General features: G+C 42.5%; 15 protein-coding genes. 6 read left to right on the plus strand and 9 right to left on the minus strand.

What is annotated here, in order from left to right:
- Positions 1–193: 193 nt before the first annotated feature.
- The 3 genes from OW495_RS02975 to OW495_RS02985 form a co-directional block, all read right to left on the minus strand.
- On the minus strand, positions 194–868 hold the full coding sequence (locus tag OW495_RS02975; RefSeq protein WP_289884897.1) for a DUF1868 domain-containing protein: 675 nt from the start codon (positions 866–868) through the stop codon (positions 194–196).
- A gap of 21 nt (positions 869–889) precedes the next feature.
- On the minus strand, positions 890–2014 hold the full coding sequence (locus tag OW495_RS02980) for an ROK family protein (RefSeq protein ID WP_065112877.1): 1125 nt from the start codon (positions 2012–2014) through the stop codon (positions 890–892).
- Between the two features lie 62 nt (positions 2015–2076).
- The gene (locus OW495_RS02985) at positions 2077–2904 is read right to left on the minus strand and encodes a glycerophosphodiester phosphodiesterase family protein (protein ID WP_248384070.1); all 828 of its coding nucleotides are present in this window, start codon (positions 2902–2904) and stop codon (positions 2077–2079) included.
- A 241-nt stretch (positions 2905–3145) separates the two neighbouring features.
- On the opposite strand from OW495_RS02985, the gene OW495_RS02990 reads away from it, so the two are divergent.
- From OW495_RS02990 to OW495_RS03005, 4 genes are read left to right on the plus strand one after another with little or no spacing between them, the layout of a single operon-like run.
- Positions 3146–4216, plus strand: coding sequence for an ABC transporter ATP-binding protein (locus OW495_RS02990; RefSeq protein ID WP_289884907.1), 1071 nt, complete (start codon positions 3146–3148; stop codon positions 4214–4216).
- Positions 4213–5082, plus strand: coding sequence for an ABC transporter permease (locus tag OW495_RS02995; RefSeq protein ID WP_172379162.1), 870 nt, complete (start codon positions 4213–4215; stop codon positions 5080–5082). The genes OW495_RS02990 and OW495_RS02995 overlap by 4 nt, the downstream gene beginning before the upstream one ends.
- Positions 5079–5924, plus strand: a complete 846-nt coding sequence (locus OW495_RS03000; RefSeq protein ID WP_172379163.1) for an ABC transporter permease — start codon at positions 5079–5081, stop codon at positions 5922–5924. Before OW495_RS02995 ends, OW495_RS03000 begins: the two co-directional genes overlap by 4 nt.
- Positions 5925–5939: 15 nt before the next feature.
- A complete protein-coding gene (locus tag OW495_RS03005) occupies positions 5940–7037 on the plus strand; it encodes an extracellular solute-binding protein (protein ID WP_102282224.1) in 1098 nt (365 codons plus the stop codon).
- A gap of 112 nt (positions 7038–7149) precedes the next feature.
- Here the strand turns inward: OW495_RS03005 and yejF are convergent, their stop codons facing one another.
- Genes yejF through OW495_RS03025 form a run of 4 tightly spaced genes read right to left on the minus strand, consistent with a single transcriptional unit; the run spans position 7150 to position 12823 of the window.
- Entirely contained in the window at positions 7150–8763 is a 1614-nt protein-coding gene (gene yejF / locus OW495_RS03010) for a microcin C ABC transporter ATP-binding protein YejF (protein WP_289884913.1), read from the minus strand.
- 9 nt (positions 8764–8772) lie between these two features.
- Positions 8773–9795 carry an ABC transporter permease gene (locus tag OW495_RS03015; protein ID WP_004730360.1) on the minus strand — a complete coding sequence of 341 codons (1023 nt, stop codon included), beginning with the start codon at positions 9793–9795 and terminating at the stop codon, positions 8773–8775.
- A gap of 31 nt (positions 9796–9826) precedes the next feature.
- Positions 9827–10915, minus strand: a complete 1089-nt coding sequence (locus OW495_RS03020) for a microcin C ABC transporter permease YejB (RefSeq protein ID WP_004730359.1) — start codon at positions 10913–10915, stop codon at positions 9827–9829.
- Positions 10916–10927: 12 nt separating this feature from the next.
- Positions 10928–12823, minus strand: a complete 1896-nt coding sequence (locus OW495_RS03025; RefSeq protein ID WP_050649352.1) for an extracellular solute-binding protein — start codon at positions 12821–12823, stop codon at positions 10928–10930.
- Between the two features lie 403 nt (positions 12824–13226).
- Between OW495_RS03025 and OW495_RS03030 the strand changes: the two genes are divergently transcribed.
- A complete protein-coding gene (locus tag OW495_RS03030) occupies positions 13227–14270 on the plus strand; it encodes an endonuclease/exonuclease/phosphatase family protein (RefSeq protein ID WP_289884916.1) in 1044 nt (347 codons plus the stop codon).
- Positions 14271–14434: 164 nt separating this feature from the next.
- Here the strand turns inward: OW495_RS03030 and OW495_RS03035 are convergent, their stop codons facing one another.
- The gene (locus OW495_RS03035) at positions 14435–15880 is read right to left on the minus strand and encodes a hypothetical protein (RefSeq protein ID WP_289884917.1); all 1446 of its coding nucleotides are present in this window, start codon (positions 15878–15880) and stop codon (positions 14435–14437) included.
- 282 nt (positions 15881–16162) lie between these two features.
- Positions 16163–16792 carry a porin family protein gene (locus OW495_RS03040; protein WP_289884918.1) on the minus strand — a complete coding sequence of 210 codons (630 nt, stop codon included), beginning with the start codon at positions 16790–16792 and terminating at the stop codon, positions 16163–16165.
- A gap of 409 nt (positions 16793–17201) precedes the next feature.
- On the opposite strand from OW495_RS03040, the gene OW495_RS03045 reads away from it, so the two are divergent.
- Positions 17202–17540 carry a winged helix-turn-helix domain-containing protein gene (locus OW495_RS03045; RefSeq protein WP_289884919.1) on the plus strand — a complete coding sequence of 113 codons (339 nt, stop codon included), beginning with the start codon at positions 17202–17204 and terminating at the stop codon, positions 17538–17540.
- Positions 17541–17662: the final 122 nt, after the last annotated feature.

Below are 17662 nucleotides of genomic sequence, written 5' to 3' on the forward strand. Positions count from 1 at the left end.
GTACTTCTGAAATATTGGGCGCAGTGTAATCTTAAAACAAGTAAATGACCATGCCCGATTAATGTATACAGTCTTATATTGTAAGTGCTTTCAGCCCACCAATTACACTCAAAAACAAAAAAGCTCATGTGCAGTATTAACGGCGCATGAGCTCAAATCAGATAATGATCTTAGGGATCATATAAACCTAAAGCTAAGATAGACTGATAACAGGAGTAAATTTAAACATATCTTGGAAGGTACAAAACTCCACAGGGCCATGCGTCAAAAAGCCAAACGATTGAGCTAGACGCTCACCAACGCGCTTCGCTGTCTGCTGTAGTTCAATCTTATCTTGCTCTTCCAATTCTATCACGCGGTAGCTCAAGGTAATATGAAAGTGATAGTCATCGAAATCAGGTACGTTAATACCTGTGGCGGCTTTTAGCGCTTCACGACACTGCTTCAGAGCTTGAGTAGACTGATCGTTAGCCGGTTTAATACGAATCGCAGTACCGCCAATCGGGCAGTTGTAAACGTAGTCATACATCATTTCAAAACCGCCTTGTGCACCTACTTGGCTTGCTTCAGTCGCGAACAAGTCGGTTGTTTCCGAAAGATCTGCGGCTAGGTCTAGTTTCGATGTCCACTTATGCGCTTCACGAATTTGATCGCAAACCCCTTCAAATACCGTCATGTGCATACTTGAAATCGGCAAGAAAGAAAATTTATCACCACAATTCATCGACTTAAGTTGGTCTTGCGCCCAACGTAATTCGTCAATCAAAGGCAACGATTGATCAAGGTGACAAATAAAAGTGTTGCCAGGGAATGTTCTTACGCTTCCATCTTCATGGAACTTAACACCCACACTTGGTGCATATTTCATAACAATTATCCGATGTTTTTATTAAATACCTAGCGTGCGAAATACTGGGAACATGCATGCCCCATAGGTATTTAGCGACGATCCAATTTTTGAAGGAGAGAATTGAGCCATTGCATATGAGCGTTCAGCTTCTTCCCAAACCTTATCTAATGCGACTTCATCAATAATGGCTTGGCTGATATGTTGAGGGCAAGAACCACCAATTACTATACAATCTGGGTCGAACCAACCTAAAGTGACAACTAACATAGGCTTAAGCTGAGCAGCGGCAAAACGCACCCATTTTGATACCACAGGGTTATCTAACCCCGGAATATCTTCAGGACCATCCACTTCCAGTCCTGATGCCGCCAGTTGATCCAATAAGCCACGAATAGTAGGCTTATTTTCTTCGCCAAGCAGGTTGAAGTATGTGCCGATTTCACCCGCATTATGCCGACTGCCTCGGTAAAGTTTGCGGTTGATGATCGCACCGCCCCCCACACCATGACCTAACTCAAACAGCACCATGTTTTTTACTTCTGGCCACTGACCAGAATAAAACTCACCTACAACAGCAACATTACAGTCATTATCGATCCAGACTGGCCATTCAAATACGTCACCAAAGATGCTTGCTAAATCGACCCCTCGCCAATGTCCCATCTGAATAATAGTACGAATCGACTTACCATCACCTTCAGAAGGCCCAGGCATAGAAACACCAATCCCCAAGATGCGTGCATTTTGGATTTTATGTTTATCAACCAATACGTCTATTTGAGCCTTAATGTTCTTAAGTACATCTATAATTGGCGCATCTTCGGCGTAATCGATGGTTTCAGTATCAATCACTTCACCGCAGAAGTTTGCCAAAGCGACTTCAATTCGGTGAATATGGAAAGCGATACCAAATGAAAATGCTGCGTATGGGTTCAACTGCAACGGAATGATGGGTTGGCCACGACCGACTTTTTCTCTTGGTCCTTCTTTAATCATGTTCATTGCCAGTAACTCTTTAGAAATACTGGTCACAGAGCCACTACGCAAACCTGTTTTTTCAACAATTTTTGCGCGTGGTACCGAGCTATGCTGTCGACAAACCGCCAGTAATTTCTTCTGTCCTGGTGTTAATTCTAGTTGTAATGGTTTTATCGGCGTCAACATGTTCGGTGGTTCTCTATCTAATGGTTTTAGTTTTACTTTTTAACTCTAGGAAATGTAAGCGATTAAATCGCATCCATACCGGACTCTTGTACTAACTCTTTCAACATATCAATATCGTCATGGCTAATCATATCAACGAGTCCAAACCTCAACCATTGAATAATTTCACTATGTGCATCGTAGCCATAATATTGGTTAAGCCATTGTGTCGGTTTCATATTTTTATCTTTATTCGGTAAATACAAACGCGTGGTCAAACCCGATTTTTTGTACTCTTCCAACACCGCTTGAGTCGTATATGGGTATTCAACACAAACTGCAGAAGCATTCGATTCAAGCACTGCATTTAACTGGTTTTGGTAGTGCGCAAGCGTTACAACTTGTAATTGAATATTTGGCAAACGCTGTTTCACAAGGTTAACTAAGGTATGGTCAAAGCCTAGCAATTGGATATGCGCAAGAGCATTGGGTGTTTGTTCTATCAAAGCAGTAAACTGCTCAGCAAATCGGTAATGGTTACGCCTCTGTTTTGCCTCAACAATCAACCCAAGTTGATGTTTAACCGCCCATTCAAGCACTTCACTAAATGTGGAGATTGACGTGTTTTCAAATGACGGGTGAAACCAGCTACCGAAATCCAACGCTTCTAGCTCAGATAACGTCATTTGCTCGACATATCCACTTCCATTAGACGTACGGTCGACACTTGGATCATGAATAACGACCAACTCTTCATCCGCAGTCATAGCAATATCAATTTCTATACAGCTGGTACTACGCTCTACAGCACTTATAAAAGCAGGCATAGTATTTTCTGGGCAGCGAATACAGTCACCTCTGTGACTATTTACAAGAATCTGCCCTTTTTTCGCCACATCAAAAGTAAACATAAATCGCCACCAATTAAACTACCCCAAAAAGTTTAATACAGAATACAGAGCAATTCAGCTTTATGTCAACCTAGAAATACACACCAAAAACCAGAAATAAAAACAGCTAGAAAACAATGACTTATTAAACTTTCCGTGATCGAAGAATGATTTCTGTGCGAAAAATATCGATCGTTAATAAAACTGAAATAAACTGTAAATAATCTAACTCGAAATTTAAACTTTTAAAAAAAGGTTAATCATGGCAATTTTGGAACTTCGTTCTGTGACGAAAACTTATGGTGACTTTTACGCATCAAAAGAGATCTCATTCTCTGTAGAACAAGGCGAGTTTGTCACTCTACTTGGACCAAGTGGTTGCGGTAAAACAACATTGCTGAAAATGATTGGCGGATTTCAAACACCTACATCTGGAGAAATCCTGATGAACGACCGTGTTGTGAACCAGATCCCGCCAGAAAAACGTGAAACAGCAATGTGCTTTCAATCTTATGCGTTGTTTCCACATTTAAGTGTTTCTCACAATATCTGCTTCGGCATGGTTCAGCAGAAGATCGACAAGAACGAACAAAAACGCCGTTTAGCAGAGATTTTGTCTCAGGTTGGTCTGATTGAACACAAAGACAAATTGCCAGCACAATTATCAGGTGGTCAACAGCAGCGAGTCGCTCTAGCTCGTGCAATGGTGACTCGCCCTGACATCATCCTATTTGATGAACCTTTATCTAACCTTGATGCAAAAATGCGTGAGGGGGTACGTTTCGAAATTAAAGAACTGCAACGCCAGCACAACCTAACATCTATCTATGTCACACATGACCAAGCTGAAGCGCTAGCGATGAGTGACAGAATTGTCGTGCTTAACGGCGGCAACATAGAACAGATTGGCACACCTGAAGACATTTACTATCGTCCAGCTAACCGTTTTGTTGCCGACTTCATCGGTGCTGCAAATATCCACCAAGCCTATGTAGAACAAACTTCGGAAGACAACCAATACCGCGTGAGTTGTAACATGGGTGAATTTGTCGTTGAATCATCAGAAAAACCACAAGCCAATGAAGTTTTTGTTTGCTGGCGCCCTGAAGATGCAGAAATTTGTAAAAAGGATGAAGCCAATAGCTTTGAAGTTAAAGTCGAATCATCAGCTTTCCAAGGTAATAACCTAGATGTGTTTGGATGGGTAGGTACCGAGATTCCTCAGAAAATTCGCTTACAACTGAATGGTCGAGTTTCTGCTCAAAAAGGTGAAACTATTCATGTAAAACTGCCTGAATTTGGAATTCGCTTCCTAGAGGGAGTAAGCGCATGAATCTCAAACCCTACTTATTGCTGATTCCGGGAGTTGGCACCATTGCCTTACTCATGGGAAGCGCGCTCTATGTGGTGGTCGCGCAAAGCTTTGGTATGTTCAGTGTAATGGGCGAAACCAATGCAACTCTTGAATATTGGCAAGCGACTCTAAGCGACCCAATTTTATGGCGCTCAGTAACTTACTCGCTAAGAACTTCAGTACTCGGTACATTAGGCGCTGTCATACTGGCCTACCCTATTGCACTTTGGTTACACAAACCTATCCCGGGTAAACCTGCCATTATCGGTGTTCTCCGTGCTCCTATGTTTGTCCCGGGGCTTGTTGCTGCGTTCTTATTAATGAACGTGATTGCTTACCACGGTATTTTCAACGAATCATTATTGGCATTAGGCATTATTGATAAGCCCATGCGTATGTCTAACGATAAGTTCGGTTGGAGCATTGTAGTGCTACAAGTTTGGAAAAACTTACCGTTTGCCCTAATCCTGATCAGTGGTTCAATTGCCAGCATTCGTGGAGATCTAATGGACGCTGCTCTAGACCTCGGCGCGACTCGCTGGGCAAGATTCTGTCAGGTGATTTTTCCGTTAACAATTCCAGCATTACAGGCTGCATCTATTCTGATTTTCATTGGCGCACTTGGTGATTTCTCGTTTGCTTCCGTAGCAGGTTCTCGCAGCAGCTACTCACTGGCTATGTTAATGAACATTACCGCAACCCAATATTACGAATGGGAGAACTCAGCAGTGATCGCTATGGTCATCATGCTTCTCGCAGGCTTCTCCGCTGTCGTTCTTACTTTACTAACTCAACCATTTCTTACACGTAAAAGCGTTGTTGTTGATATGGAGAAAGCATCATGAGTCGCCTACGCAACTTAACGAATACCCAATGGGTTATGTTGATCTCAATTAGCTTCTTTGTGCTAGTGAATTTTCTTTGGCTGGGTGTGCCATTTGCTATGGCTATCATTTGGTCCCTAGTCGATCCAAACCACCCATGGAGTTACCCAGACTTATTCCCACAAGTTCTCTCTTTTGGACGTTGGGTTGAAGTGTGGGAAAACACTTCCCTACCAGAAGCACTACGCAACAGCTATTCGGTTGCGCCAGCGGTAGCTATTTTGACCATCACTTTAGCAATGCCGACAGCCTATGCCTTTGGTCGCATGGAGTTTCGTGGCAAAAAGCTTGCTGAAATGGTGTCACTGCTGCCGATGGTTATGCCTTCAATGATCTTGGCTGTCTTTTTCAGTGCCATGCTCCTTGAACTAGGTCTAACTGATCCATACGTAAACATTGTCATTGCGCATACAGTACTGGCTCTGCCTTACGCAATTCGTATTTTGTCAGCAGGCTTTAAAGCCATTCCACAAGATTTGATTGATGCCTGTTCAGACATGGGAGCTGGTAAAATTGGTACTTTCAAACACGCATTCTTGCCGATGCTAAAACCAAGCTTACTTGCATCATCAATCTTCTGCTTGGTAATCAGTATTGAGGAGTTCAACATGTCTTACGTACTGGGTGCCCCTGACTTTATTACCGTTCCAACAATCTTATATTCGTTTTTGGGGTACTCATTTATCAGACCTGATGCTGCCGTTGTATCACTGATTCTAGTCATTCCAAATGTACTACTAATGTTACTAATTGAACGTTTATTGAAAGGAAATTACTTGTCTCAATCGACGGGTAAAGCTTAATTTCGTGAGGATACAATGAAAAAAACTCTACTAGCAGCACTACTTAGCACCACAGCATTTTCTAGTTTTGCATACGATGTAAATACAATGACGTGGGATGAAATTGAATCTAAGGCAAAAGAAGAAGGCTCGGTGACTTTCTCTGTATGGTACCTACAACCAGGTTGGAGAAAGTTCGTCAAAAGCTTTGAAGAAGAGACTGGCATTAAAGTTCGTATCCCAGAAGGTACTCACGATGGTAACCGTAACAAGCTTCAAGCTGAAAGCCGTCGTGATAAAGGCTCAATGGATGTCGTAGCACTTGGCCCAACAGCGTTGAACACATTCAAACTAGAAAACACGCTGTTAAGCTTAAATAAGCTTCCAGAAATTCAAAAGCTGAACCAGTCGGCAGAAGGGATTAACTCTAAAGGCTATGGCGTCACGTTCTGGGGTAACCAAACCGGTCTAGCTTACGATCCTAGCCGTATCAAAGAGTCTGATTTACCACAGACCTTTGAAGAGATGGAAAGCTACATCAAAAGCAACCCAATGGCATTTGGTGTCAACGATCCAAACGGTGGTGGTGCAGGTCAGCGCTTTATCGAATCCAGCATCCGTCACGTATCGGGTGATTTTGACATGACGAACAAACTAGATAAAAAAGTCGTGAAATCTTGGGCTCAAACTTGGGATTGGTTTGAAGCTAACGAAGAAGACATGCTTATCACAGCATCCAACGCAGATAGCCTAACTCGTATTAATGACGGCGAAATTACATTAGCACCGGCATGGGAAGACCACTTAGCTGGTTTACAAAAACGAGGCGCAATCACAGATCGCATTAAGTTCTATATCCCTGAATTTGGCATGTCTGGCGGTGGTAACTTTGTCACTGTAGCGAAAAACAGCCAGCATCAAGCCGCATCACTCGTCTTTATCAATTGGTTGACGTCAGCAGACACACAAACAGCATTGAACGCGGAGTTTGGCACTGCGCCACAACACCCAGATGCAGACTCTTCTAAGGCGCTGATCTCACAAGATATGCGCAACAACTCAACCGAACCGTTTAACTCTGAGTACAGTGCTTATCTGAAGAAGCAATTCACTCGTAATGTACTAATGCGTTAAATTTAGATATTTCGATGCAATGGCTTAGCCTTTACCAGTAATTAAAACTAAAAAAGAACGATACGCTAAGTATCGTTCTTTTTTATTACGTATTGTACAAACATGAATAAAGTTAGTTTATGTTAGATAGCGAAACTAACTGCTGCGTATATTCATGCTTGGGGTCACTAAACAGTATCTCTGTATCCCCTTTCTCAACCACCTCGCCTGCTTTCATCACAATGGTGTAGTGACATAAGGATTTCACTACATTCAAATCATGGCTGATAAACAAATAGGTTAAGCCATACTTTTCTTGGAGTGACTTCAGCAAATCCAGTACTTGAGCTTGAACGGTTCTATCTAATGACGATGTCGGTTCATCGAGCAAGATAAACTCTGGCTTAAGAATCAGAGCACGTGCAATAGCAATACGCTGCCTTTGTCCGCCAGAAAATTCGTTGGGGTAACGGTGGCGAGTTTCAGGGTCTAGATCGACCTCTTTCATAACGTCACAGATGCGTTGGTCTAGTTCAGTATCATCCAATTGCTGATGAACCAACAAACCTTCGCCAATCACTTGCGCGACCGACATTCTTGGGTTCAATGCCGAGAATGGGTCTTGAAAGACCACTTGCATACGGCTACGAAACGGCAGCATCTGTTGGCGGTTTAATCCTTGAAGCTGTTCGCTCGAATAAGTAATCGAACCTTCACTCTCCACCAGCTTGAAAATCGCCATACCGGTTGTTGATTTACCCGAACCACTCTCACCGACTAGGCCGATGGAGTGCCCTTTCTTCAAGGTGAACTCCATATCCGTGACGGCTTTAACATGCGAAATAGTACGCTTGAATAAGCCACCAGTAATCGGGAACCAAACACGCAGTTGGTCAACATTGAGCAAAGGTTTGCTTTCTGGTGATACAGGAACAGGCAAACCTTTTGGATCGGAATTGATGAGCTTTTGAGTGTAAGGGTGAGCGGGCGCGTTAAACAGAGTTTTGCAGTCGTTGCTTTCCACAAGACGACCGTCTTTCATTACCGCGACTCTGTCGGCAATTTTACGAACGATACTCAAATCATGGGTGATGAAAAGCATCGCCATACCGAGCTCTTGTTGCAGGTCTTTCAACAAATCCAAAATCTGTGCTTGTACCGAAACATCCAAAGCTGTTGTGGGTTCATCAGCAATAAGCAGCTCTGGCTCGTTAATTAGAGCCATTGCAATCATTACACGCTGACGCTCTCCACCAGACAACTCATGTGGGTAAGCTGAAATCTTTTGCTCTGGGTAGCGAATGCCCACCTTGGATAACCATTCTATCGCCAAGGCTTGCGCTTTATTGGTTCGCATACCTCGGTGAATAGAAAGAGTTTCAACCAGCTGCTTACCGACTCGATGAAGCGGATTAAGCGAAACCATAGGCTCTTGGAAGATCATACCGATACGGCCACCACGAATCCCACGCAGCTGTCTTTCAGAACAACTCAGAATATCGGTGCCAGAGAAATTGATCTTACCGTTTAAGTAATGAGATGAGCCTTTTGGTAACAGCTTTAAAATAGAGTTAGCCGTGACCGATTTACCGGAACCACTCTCACCCACCAGCGCGAGCGTTTCACCTTTGTATATTTCTAGAGAGACATCTTGTGTCACTTGTTCTATCGAGTTTTTTCGCCCGAAACCGACAGATAGTTTATCTATGGTCAAAACCGGAGAAGCAGGCGTTGTATTTGAAGTCATAACCTATCCTTACTTCTGTTGATGCGGGTCGAAGGCATCACGTACCGCTTCACCAACGAAGACAAGTAACGTAAGCATCAGTGAAAGCACGACGAAAGCAGAGATACCGAGCCAAGGCGCTTGTAAGTTAGCTTTACCTTGCGCCAATAGCTCACCTAATGAAGGTGAGCCCGCAGGAAGACCAAAGCCCAAGAAATCTAACGACGTTAATGTGGTGACCGACCCAGAAAGAATGAACGGCATCATGGTTAACGAAGCAACCATCGCGTTGGGTAGCATATGGCGAAGCATAATGCGTTTGTCATCAACACCCATGGCTTGGGCGGCTCTTACGTAGTCAAAGTTTCGACAGCGTAAGAATTCCGCACGCACGATACCCACCAAACTCATCCAACTGAACAGCACCATAATCCCTAACAACCACCAGAAATTAGGCTCAATGAAGCTCGACAGAATGATCAGTAAGAACAGGGTCGGCATACCAGACCACACTTCAATGAAGCGTTGTCCGAATAGATCAACCCAGCCACCGTAGTAGCCTTGGGTTGCCCCAACGACGACACCTACCACACTCGATACAATCGTCAGAATAAAACCGAATAGAACCGAAATACGGAACCCATAAATGATACGCGCCAATACATCTCGCCCTTTATCATCGGTCCCTAACCAGTTCACTGAATCAGGTTCCGATGGCACCGCGCCTGAAATATCGAAGTTTATCGTGTCGTAACTAAACGGAATGATTGGCCACACGATGTAACCGCTGTCTTCAATGAGTTCGATAACATACGGGTCTTTGTAATCCGCTTCGGTTTCAAACTCGCCGCCAAATTCAGTCTCGGCATACTCATTAATGACAGGTACAAACCACTGATTATCATAAGAAACCAATAAAGGCTTATCGTTGGCAATGATCTCAGCGAACAGACTCAGTCCAAACAAGATGGTAAATATCCAAAGGGAGATAAAACCACGCTTGTTTGCTTTAAAACGTAACCAACGAGCTTCAGCTAAAGGGTTGTTAAACATTTATTATCAATACCTTGTTATTCGTTCGCCATTAACGCGCTTCAAAATCAATTCGAGGATCAACCCAGGTATACGTCAGGTCGGAGATAATGCTCAGCACCAAGCCAAGCAAGGTCATGATATAGAGAGAGCTGAACACCACGGGATAGTCACGTTGAATGGTTGATTCAAAACCAAGCAGACCAATGCCTTCGAGTGAAAACATCACTTCAATCAACATAGAACCCGTGAAGAAAATACTAATAAATGCGCTTGGGAAACCCGCAATAATAATCAACATCGCATTACGGAAAACGTGCTTGTAGAGAATACTGCTCTCGTCCAAGCCTTTCGCTCGCGCCGTCACCACATATTGCTTATTGATTTCATCAAGGAAGGAGTTTTTGGTCAGCATGCTGAGTGTTGCAAAGCCACCGATGACCATAGCAAAAATAGGCAAAGCTAAGTGCCAGAAGTAGTCGCCAATTTGCTGATACCAATTAAGCTGATCAAAGTTACTCGACACCAAACCTCGCAATGGGAACCAACTGAAGTAGTTACCACTCGCGAACAAAATAATCAGGATAATCGCAAACAAGAAGCCCGGAACGGCATAGCCGACAATCACGACCGCGCTCGACCAAATATCGAAGCGAGAACCGTGATGTATCGCCTTCATGATGCCTAAGGGTATCGAAATCACATAGATAATTAACGTACTCCAGAGCCCTAAGGAAATGGAGACGGGCAGCCGCTCGATGATCAAATCAATAACGTTGCCGCCCTTAAACAAGCTTTCACCGAAGTTAAAGGTCGCGTAATTCTTCAACATATCAAAGTAGCGAACATGAATCGGCTTATCAAAACCAAACTGCTTTTTGATCTCTTCAACCACTTCAGGATCAAGCCCACGAGAGCCTTTATAGCCACTGGCAGACGCTTGGTCACTTTCGCTTAAATCAACTTCTTGTCCACCACCAGAAAAGCGCTCCATGATGCCAGAGTTATGCCCTTCTAATTGAGCAACGGCTTGTTCTACCGGACCTCCAGGGGCAATCTGGATGATGAAAAAGTTGATGGTGATGATCGCCCACAGCGTGGGGATCACCAACAATAAACGCCGAAATATATACGCGGCCATGCTAACTAACTCCTAGCGACGTTTTTCAGGAAGCAGAGCTGCCTTCTCTTCTGAAATCCACCATGTATCGATACCTAAATCGTATTTAGGCAATACATCTGGACGCTCAAACTTGTCCCACATTGCTACGCGATATTCGCCAACGTGCCATTGCGGGATATTGTAGAAATTCCACTGCAATACTCGGTCCAGTGAACGACCTAGAGTAAGAAGCTTTTCAGGATGCTGTTGGTTACGCGCAATTTCTTCTGTTAACGCGTCAACAACTGGATCGATAACACCTGCAGTATTGTAAGTAGAATCAATGTAGTTAGAGTTCCAAACGATCATTAAGTTCGGGCTAGGATAAGGGTTTGCGGAAAATGACGACGAAACCATGTCGAAATCACGATCACGTAAGCGCTTGATGTACTGAGTGGTATCGATGGTACGAATCTTCATCTCGATACCCATGCGCTTAAGGTTCTTTTGAACCGGCGTTGCGATACGTTCCGTGGTTGGGCTGTAAATCAGCAACTCAAATGACATCGGTTTGCCCGTCTTTTCGTTGGTCATTACTTTGTCTTTCAGCACCCAACCCGCCTCTTTCAATAGTTTGAAAGCCGTGCGCATCTGGCTACGAATACGACCGCTACCATCGGTGACGGGTGGTTGGAATTCTTCGGTGAAAACTCGCGGTGGAATCTGATCTTTGTATTGAGACAACAGCTCAACTTCAGCTTCGCTTGGTAAGCCTTTCGCTTCGTAGTCGGTATTTTGGAAGTAGCTACGAGTACGTTTGTACTGACCGTAGAACATGTTCTTGTTCATCCACTCAAAGTCCATCGCGTAGGTTAACGCTTCACGAACTTTAGGATCAGAGAACACTGGAGATTGAATGTTGAAGACGAAACCTTGTGTTGTTTCAGGCTTCTCGTGGTTGATCTCTTCTTTAATGATGTAGCCTTTATCGAAGTTCGCGCCTGTGTAGGAGTTGGCCCAGAACTTAGCCGAGTTCTCGGTTCGAAGATCGAACTCCCCAGCTTTAAAGGCTTCTAGCATTACGGTGTCATCACGATAGTAATCGTATTGCACCTGCTTGAAGTTATTACGACCAACGTTAACGGGTAGGTCTGCTGCCCAATAGTTTTCATCTAAACCATAGGTAACACTTTGGCCCGATTTGTAGCTGATGATCTTATAAGGACCACTACCGACTGGTGGCTCACTTAGAGGCTCAGACAGCTTTCTGTCTTTCCAAAAATGTTTCGGTAATACACGAGTGCTTTGCGCAAAACTGAACAGTTTTTCGCGGTTTGGACTGTTCATTTCAATACGAACAACCAAATCAGAGACCGCTTTTACTGACTTAATTTCTTTGTAATACACACGATACTGAGGCACGCCCTCGGTTGAGAACTTGTCAAAAGTGAAGGCAACATCATGCGCAGTGATAGGCTCGCCATCTTGGAATTTAGCGTTTGGGTTGATGTCGATTTCCATCCACGTGAAATCACTGGCGTAGCGAACCTTTGAAGCAATCAATGGATAGTACGCATCAATCTCGTCACTCGGAGAAAACATCAAGGTATCGTAAATCTCTCCGGTATAACTTGCAGCAACGCCGCGGGAACCGAATCGATTAAAGCTATCGTACGTACCTATGCTGCCATAGGTCACTTTGCCCTGCTTTGGCGCATCAGGATTAACGTAATCGAAGTGAGTAAAATCGGCTGGATATTTTGCTTCACCAAAACCAACCAGTTGTGTGGTTTCAATAACGGTGACAGCAGGAGTTGATTGGGTATCAGAAGCGTAAGTAACGGAGGGTTGTAAAGCAATAAGCGGCAACATGATTGCACATGACTTCAAATTAAACCTGAAAAACTGAGTGCGTTGCGAGGCTTTGCGTCGAAAAACTGTTCCCATTTGACTCTCCCTTCAAATGTCATGAATTCTATATTCAAGTTGATTTATCGGCTTTGAATGCATGCCGTTAAATCAAGTATAGGTTCAAATCTAACATCATGTAATAACTAATAAAACCATCAGCACTCTATCTCTGACGGTTTATTTACAATTAACTCGTCACCGCTCGAAGTTATTGGATGCAGTGAGCTTTGATTGCTTTGATTGAGTTGATTAGCTTGGTGACGTTAGAAAGCACGGGGTAAGGCAGAAGCACTATGATTGCTCTAGCCTGAATGGCACAAGCCTCCACGGCTTAGATTCCTTTGGTTGGCTTCTAAAGTGAAATTTAGGCTCTAAATAATCAACAAACTATACTTTTAGTGGAGTATCCTTGCAGCCTAGGTCTAAATGGAATGACACTTTGAACAAACCAAACCAAATAACATTCGCAACGTTCAACCTTCTGAACTATCTCGAGCCACCGAATGCTTATTATGATTTTGAGAACATCTACAGCTTCGAAGAATGGCAGAAGAAGCAACATTGGATGGCTGAAGCGATTCGCTCATTAGATTGCGATGTGATTGGCTTCCAAGAGATATTTAGCCCGCAATCTTTAGAGCAATTGATGCGCGAGCTAGGTTATCCATACTTTGCAGTGGTCGATAGCGCCAACGTTGAAGATGATTACCTCTACACCTCACCAGTCGTTGGGATAGCTTCCCGTTACCCGATTGACAACGTGCAGCCTGTTACACCAGATTCGAAGTTACTGACAGCATTCAACCTTGGCGACAAATTCTCATTCAACAGAACACCTGTTCACGCGACGATTACGTTACCCCATTTAGGTTCAACCGACTGTTATGTGGTGCACTTCAAATCACAACGTCCGACAGAGCCAAAAGCAGAATCTGTCGATGCGGATAACACTCAGCAAGGTGCAAAACCACAAAGTGACACGCTCACTCGTTTTCACCAAGAACAGCTTGGCTCTTGGCTATCAAGTGTCCAACGCGGTCTAGAAGCTCAGATGCTGCATCAATACATCACCAACCAACGCTACCAAACCGAGCAACCTGTTGTGTTGATGGGTGACTTTAATAAGCCACTGTTTAATGATGAGTTTAAAGGGCTGTTGAGTTACGCAATCAACCGAGACGAAAACAGCAAGCATTGGCTTTCCCACTTCCGCTTAAAAGACAGCTGGGATATTTATCATCAATTGCATGAACAAGACTTGCTTGAACAGCGTAAACCAACCCATTACTACGGCGCTTCTGGGTCTGTACTGGATTACATTTTGATGTCGAACGAATTCGATTGTCAGAACTCTTCAAGTTTGATGGAATTGTCTGATTACACCGTGGTCGATCATCACCTCATCAATCCTAGTTTTGAACACGATCAATTCAGTACTGACCATGCCATCGTTTCTGTAACCGCTCATATTCGTGAAGCTTAACTGCCTGATTCAGGTTCGCTTTTAAACAGGCGTCTTACCTAATCCGAACATGTACAAACGCAAGCTGTAACAGACAGAAAAAAACCGCAGTCAAAAACTGCGGCTTTCCACTTTAGCCAAACGGGTTGAGCCAACCGACGCCCCATTTAGAACCGATTAACCATTTAGAATGGAGTTTTTCTTTTGGGCCTATTATCTGACTGTTCATAATGATGAATGGTTTCTGATTTTTGCATTGACTTAATAAAAACAGCACCCTCATCCAAATCAAACTTTTCCATTATATTTGCTTCAGGGTCAAACGTGAATCGGTTTTCGTGATAAGCAAATGTAAATTTTTCATTTGAAACCATAATACTATTTACATCAGTCCTTTGTTCAATATTATACTTACGTAATGATAGTACCCTATGACCATCATTTACATAGTCACCAGAATCATCTAAATAATTTACTGTAAATTTAATTCCATTATTTTTCACCGTGCCATTATTTTCTAAGTAAGAGTTTTCAAAACAGTAAACATTACTATTATTTCGCTTTACTATCCCAACAGGATCATCTGCATACATATAGGTTTCTTCGAAACCACTGCAAAAGTTACTCATTTCAACTAGAGGGATGTTCTTCCCTTTGTATTCTTTGTAATACCCTAAATTTCCTGCGTTTTGAGTTCTTATATCTTGCTTTATTTTGTTAAAAAAAACATGACCTTCACTGTAACTTATAACCTTTGACTCAGTATCACCGAATACGGTAATCCAAACCCAAGGTTCATATTCTTCACTATCAATATTAAACCTTACAATTGGTTTCATGTGATAAACCTGAGAAAAACCTTTTCGTTCAGGCTTTGAAGTATCATAAAGCTCGCAGTTTTTTAAAATGTAATTACCATATATATCTGACTGAATACCATAATCAATAGGATGACATTTGAAGTCGTCTGTCATAGCTAAAATAACGTTACCATCATCTACAGCAAGAAGACTAGCACCTTTCCCATCAGATTTAATCTTAACTTTTTCATCCAAAGTCATTACGTTGAGATCAGAATTATGGCTAATATAAGCAATGTGCTTACCATCTGTTCTGTAACTACTTAGAACATCTTCCTCATTAATAGAATATCTTTTTCCATCTTTTACGTAGTAAAATTTTTCATCACCAAGAATAACTACTGCATCTCCAACGAGGTTAACCTGATAGTACTCAACTAGCGAAGAAGCTGTATCTAGTTCATATGTCACACGATCGCCATTATTGTTGTAAGTAATCATATTTCTCATTTTATAATCATCGTTACTATAAACTGATGACAAGAAAATATTTTCAGATACCACATTTATGGATCGAACGTAACCATTAAGACCATCAAATATTTCCAACTTGCTTGAATCAATATTGTCTATTGAGTTTGAAATATGATGATAACCATAATCGTTAATTCTAAATACGCTATTTTCATCAACATTTGAAACTAAGGATGCGACCTTTAGAGCATTATCGTCTAATGTTTTTTTGTTTTCCTTTTTGGGTTTATCGTCCCCGCTACCACCACAACCAGATATGATTAATGCTGCTAAGACCGTTAATACTATTTTTTTCACTTGAAACATTCCTAGAAATAAAACAAATTCATATCAATTAAATTTATTGATTGACTTATATTTTCGGTTTTATATCGTTGATTCAAAAACTTCAATTGACTGTCTTGGATCACCACATCACCACCCTAAGCTTCGAGCACGGGCTATTCAATACTGATCATGCAGTTGTGAGGACACACGAAGACAGTCTGTTTAATAAGACGTAGCTAACGTTAGATACAATAAAGCCGCTAGAAGAATCGCGGCTAGCCGAATTATCAGCCGTTGCTCATTCCAATGGGACTAAAAGTGGTAAGTACCAGCAACAAAGAAAGAACCAAGCGTCATAGAGTATGTTTGTTCGTCGAAATGTTTAAAGTCAAAAATATCAGACTCATAACCAACACGGAAACTGATTCCCTCAACAACTCTTGGGGTATATTCAACACCTAAGCCAATACGAAGCGCTTCTCCAGAGTCATTAACCTTAGGTAACTCTTTGTCCAAAATTTTGGCGACTAAACGTGCAGACTCAGCATATTCATGATCGAGTTCGATGTAGCTTAAGCCAATAATACCGTATGGTCGGATCCCATTGTTAAACGTGTACCCAATGTTACCCGACAAACTGTACGCTTTCGGCGACCAAGTCATCACTGTATGACCATCAGATTTGGTCTTTACATCACCGTAGTTTGTATACTGCAATTCAAGAGAAACAATTCTATTGAACTTATAGCCTGCAATAAGGTGGTAAGTATTGTCATCCGCTTTCATTGAAGTTGGGGTTGAGCGGTGATCATACATTCCGCCATCATCAATATCAGCGGAACCAACGCCACCACCAAAGTAATAACCTCGCTCGCCAGAAACCGCCAGATTGCTAAAGCATGCAAACATCACCGCGATGCTTAGAATAAATTTGTTGTTCATTACTGCTTGACCTTAATTAGTGCAAATCAAAATTGTTGCAACTTCCCTGCTACACAATCTTGTTAGAGTTATCCGACACCCCGTCGAATTCGCCAGCAGGTTAAGCTCACCGAAAACAAAAAAATAAATAAAAATATAATCAATTTGTAATTTCAAACAACAGAATCAGTAAAAACCAAATAAACACATGAATAATAAGGAAATAAAAACCATCCATTTCGAGAAGAAATCCTCTCGCCGATTTTCAAACCATCCCATTTTTAGATTTTATTGGCGCGGACTTACGCATGCTTACTTTCAACAGTGACGTTTTTTTGCATAATCCGCGCGCTTTGATCATTCACACACTTAGATAGCAGCACAACCATATTCAATCTCTACCATTTACAATAAGACGAACAACAACACAATGAACCAGACCATAGACCTCAACGGCTTAATCATTGATACCGACTCTCGAACCATTACTAATCAGCAGGGAAACAAAATCACTTTGCGCCCTCACCTTTTAGCAGTGCTCTGTTTATTGCTAGAAAATGCAGGAAGACCCATTTCGAGAGAACACATCATTGATATCTGCTGGGGCGGTCAACTCTCCTCTCCCCACATTCTGGCCAACGTCGTTTATAACCTACGTAACGTCTTTGCACGTTTGAGAGTTCCGCACATCCAGATAATTACCATCAACAAGTTTGGTTACGCGTTATCGGTTGAACCCACCCAAGAGAATTGGGGGAGTATCAATTAAGGCAAACGACATGAAGAGAACGCCCTTAACACTCCCCTTGTAACCTTACTTCTGTGGACGATTGAAACACGCACTATGAGCTAGTTTCATTCGTGTTTATGCAACTAATCGAGGTGACTAAG

Source organism: Vibrio sp. 14N.309.X.WAT.E.F5 (assembly GCF_030397615.1).
Classification (GTDB): Bacteria; Pseudomonadota; Gammaproteobacteria; order Enterobacterales; family Vibrionaceae; genus Vibrio; species Vibrio lentus.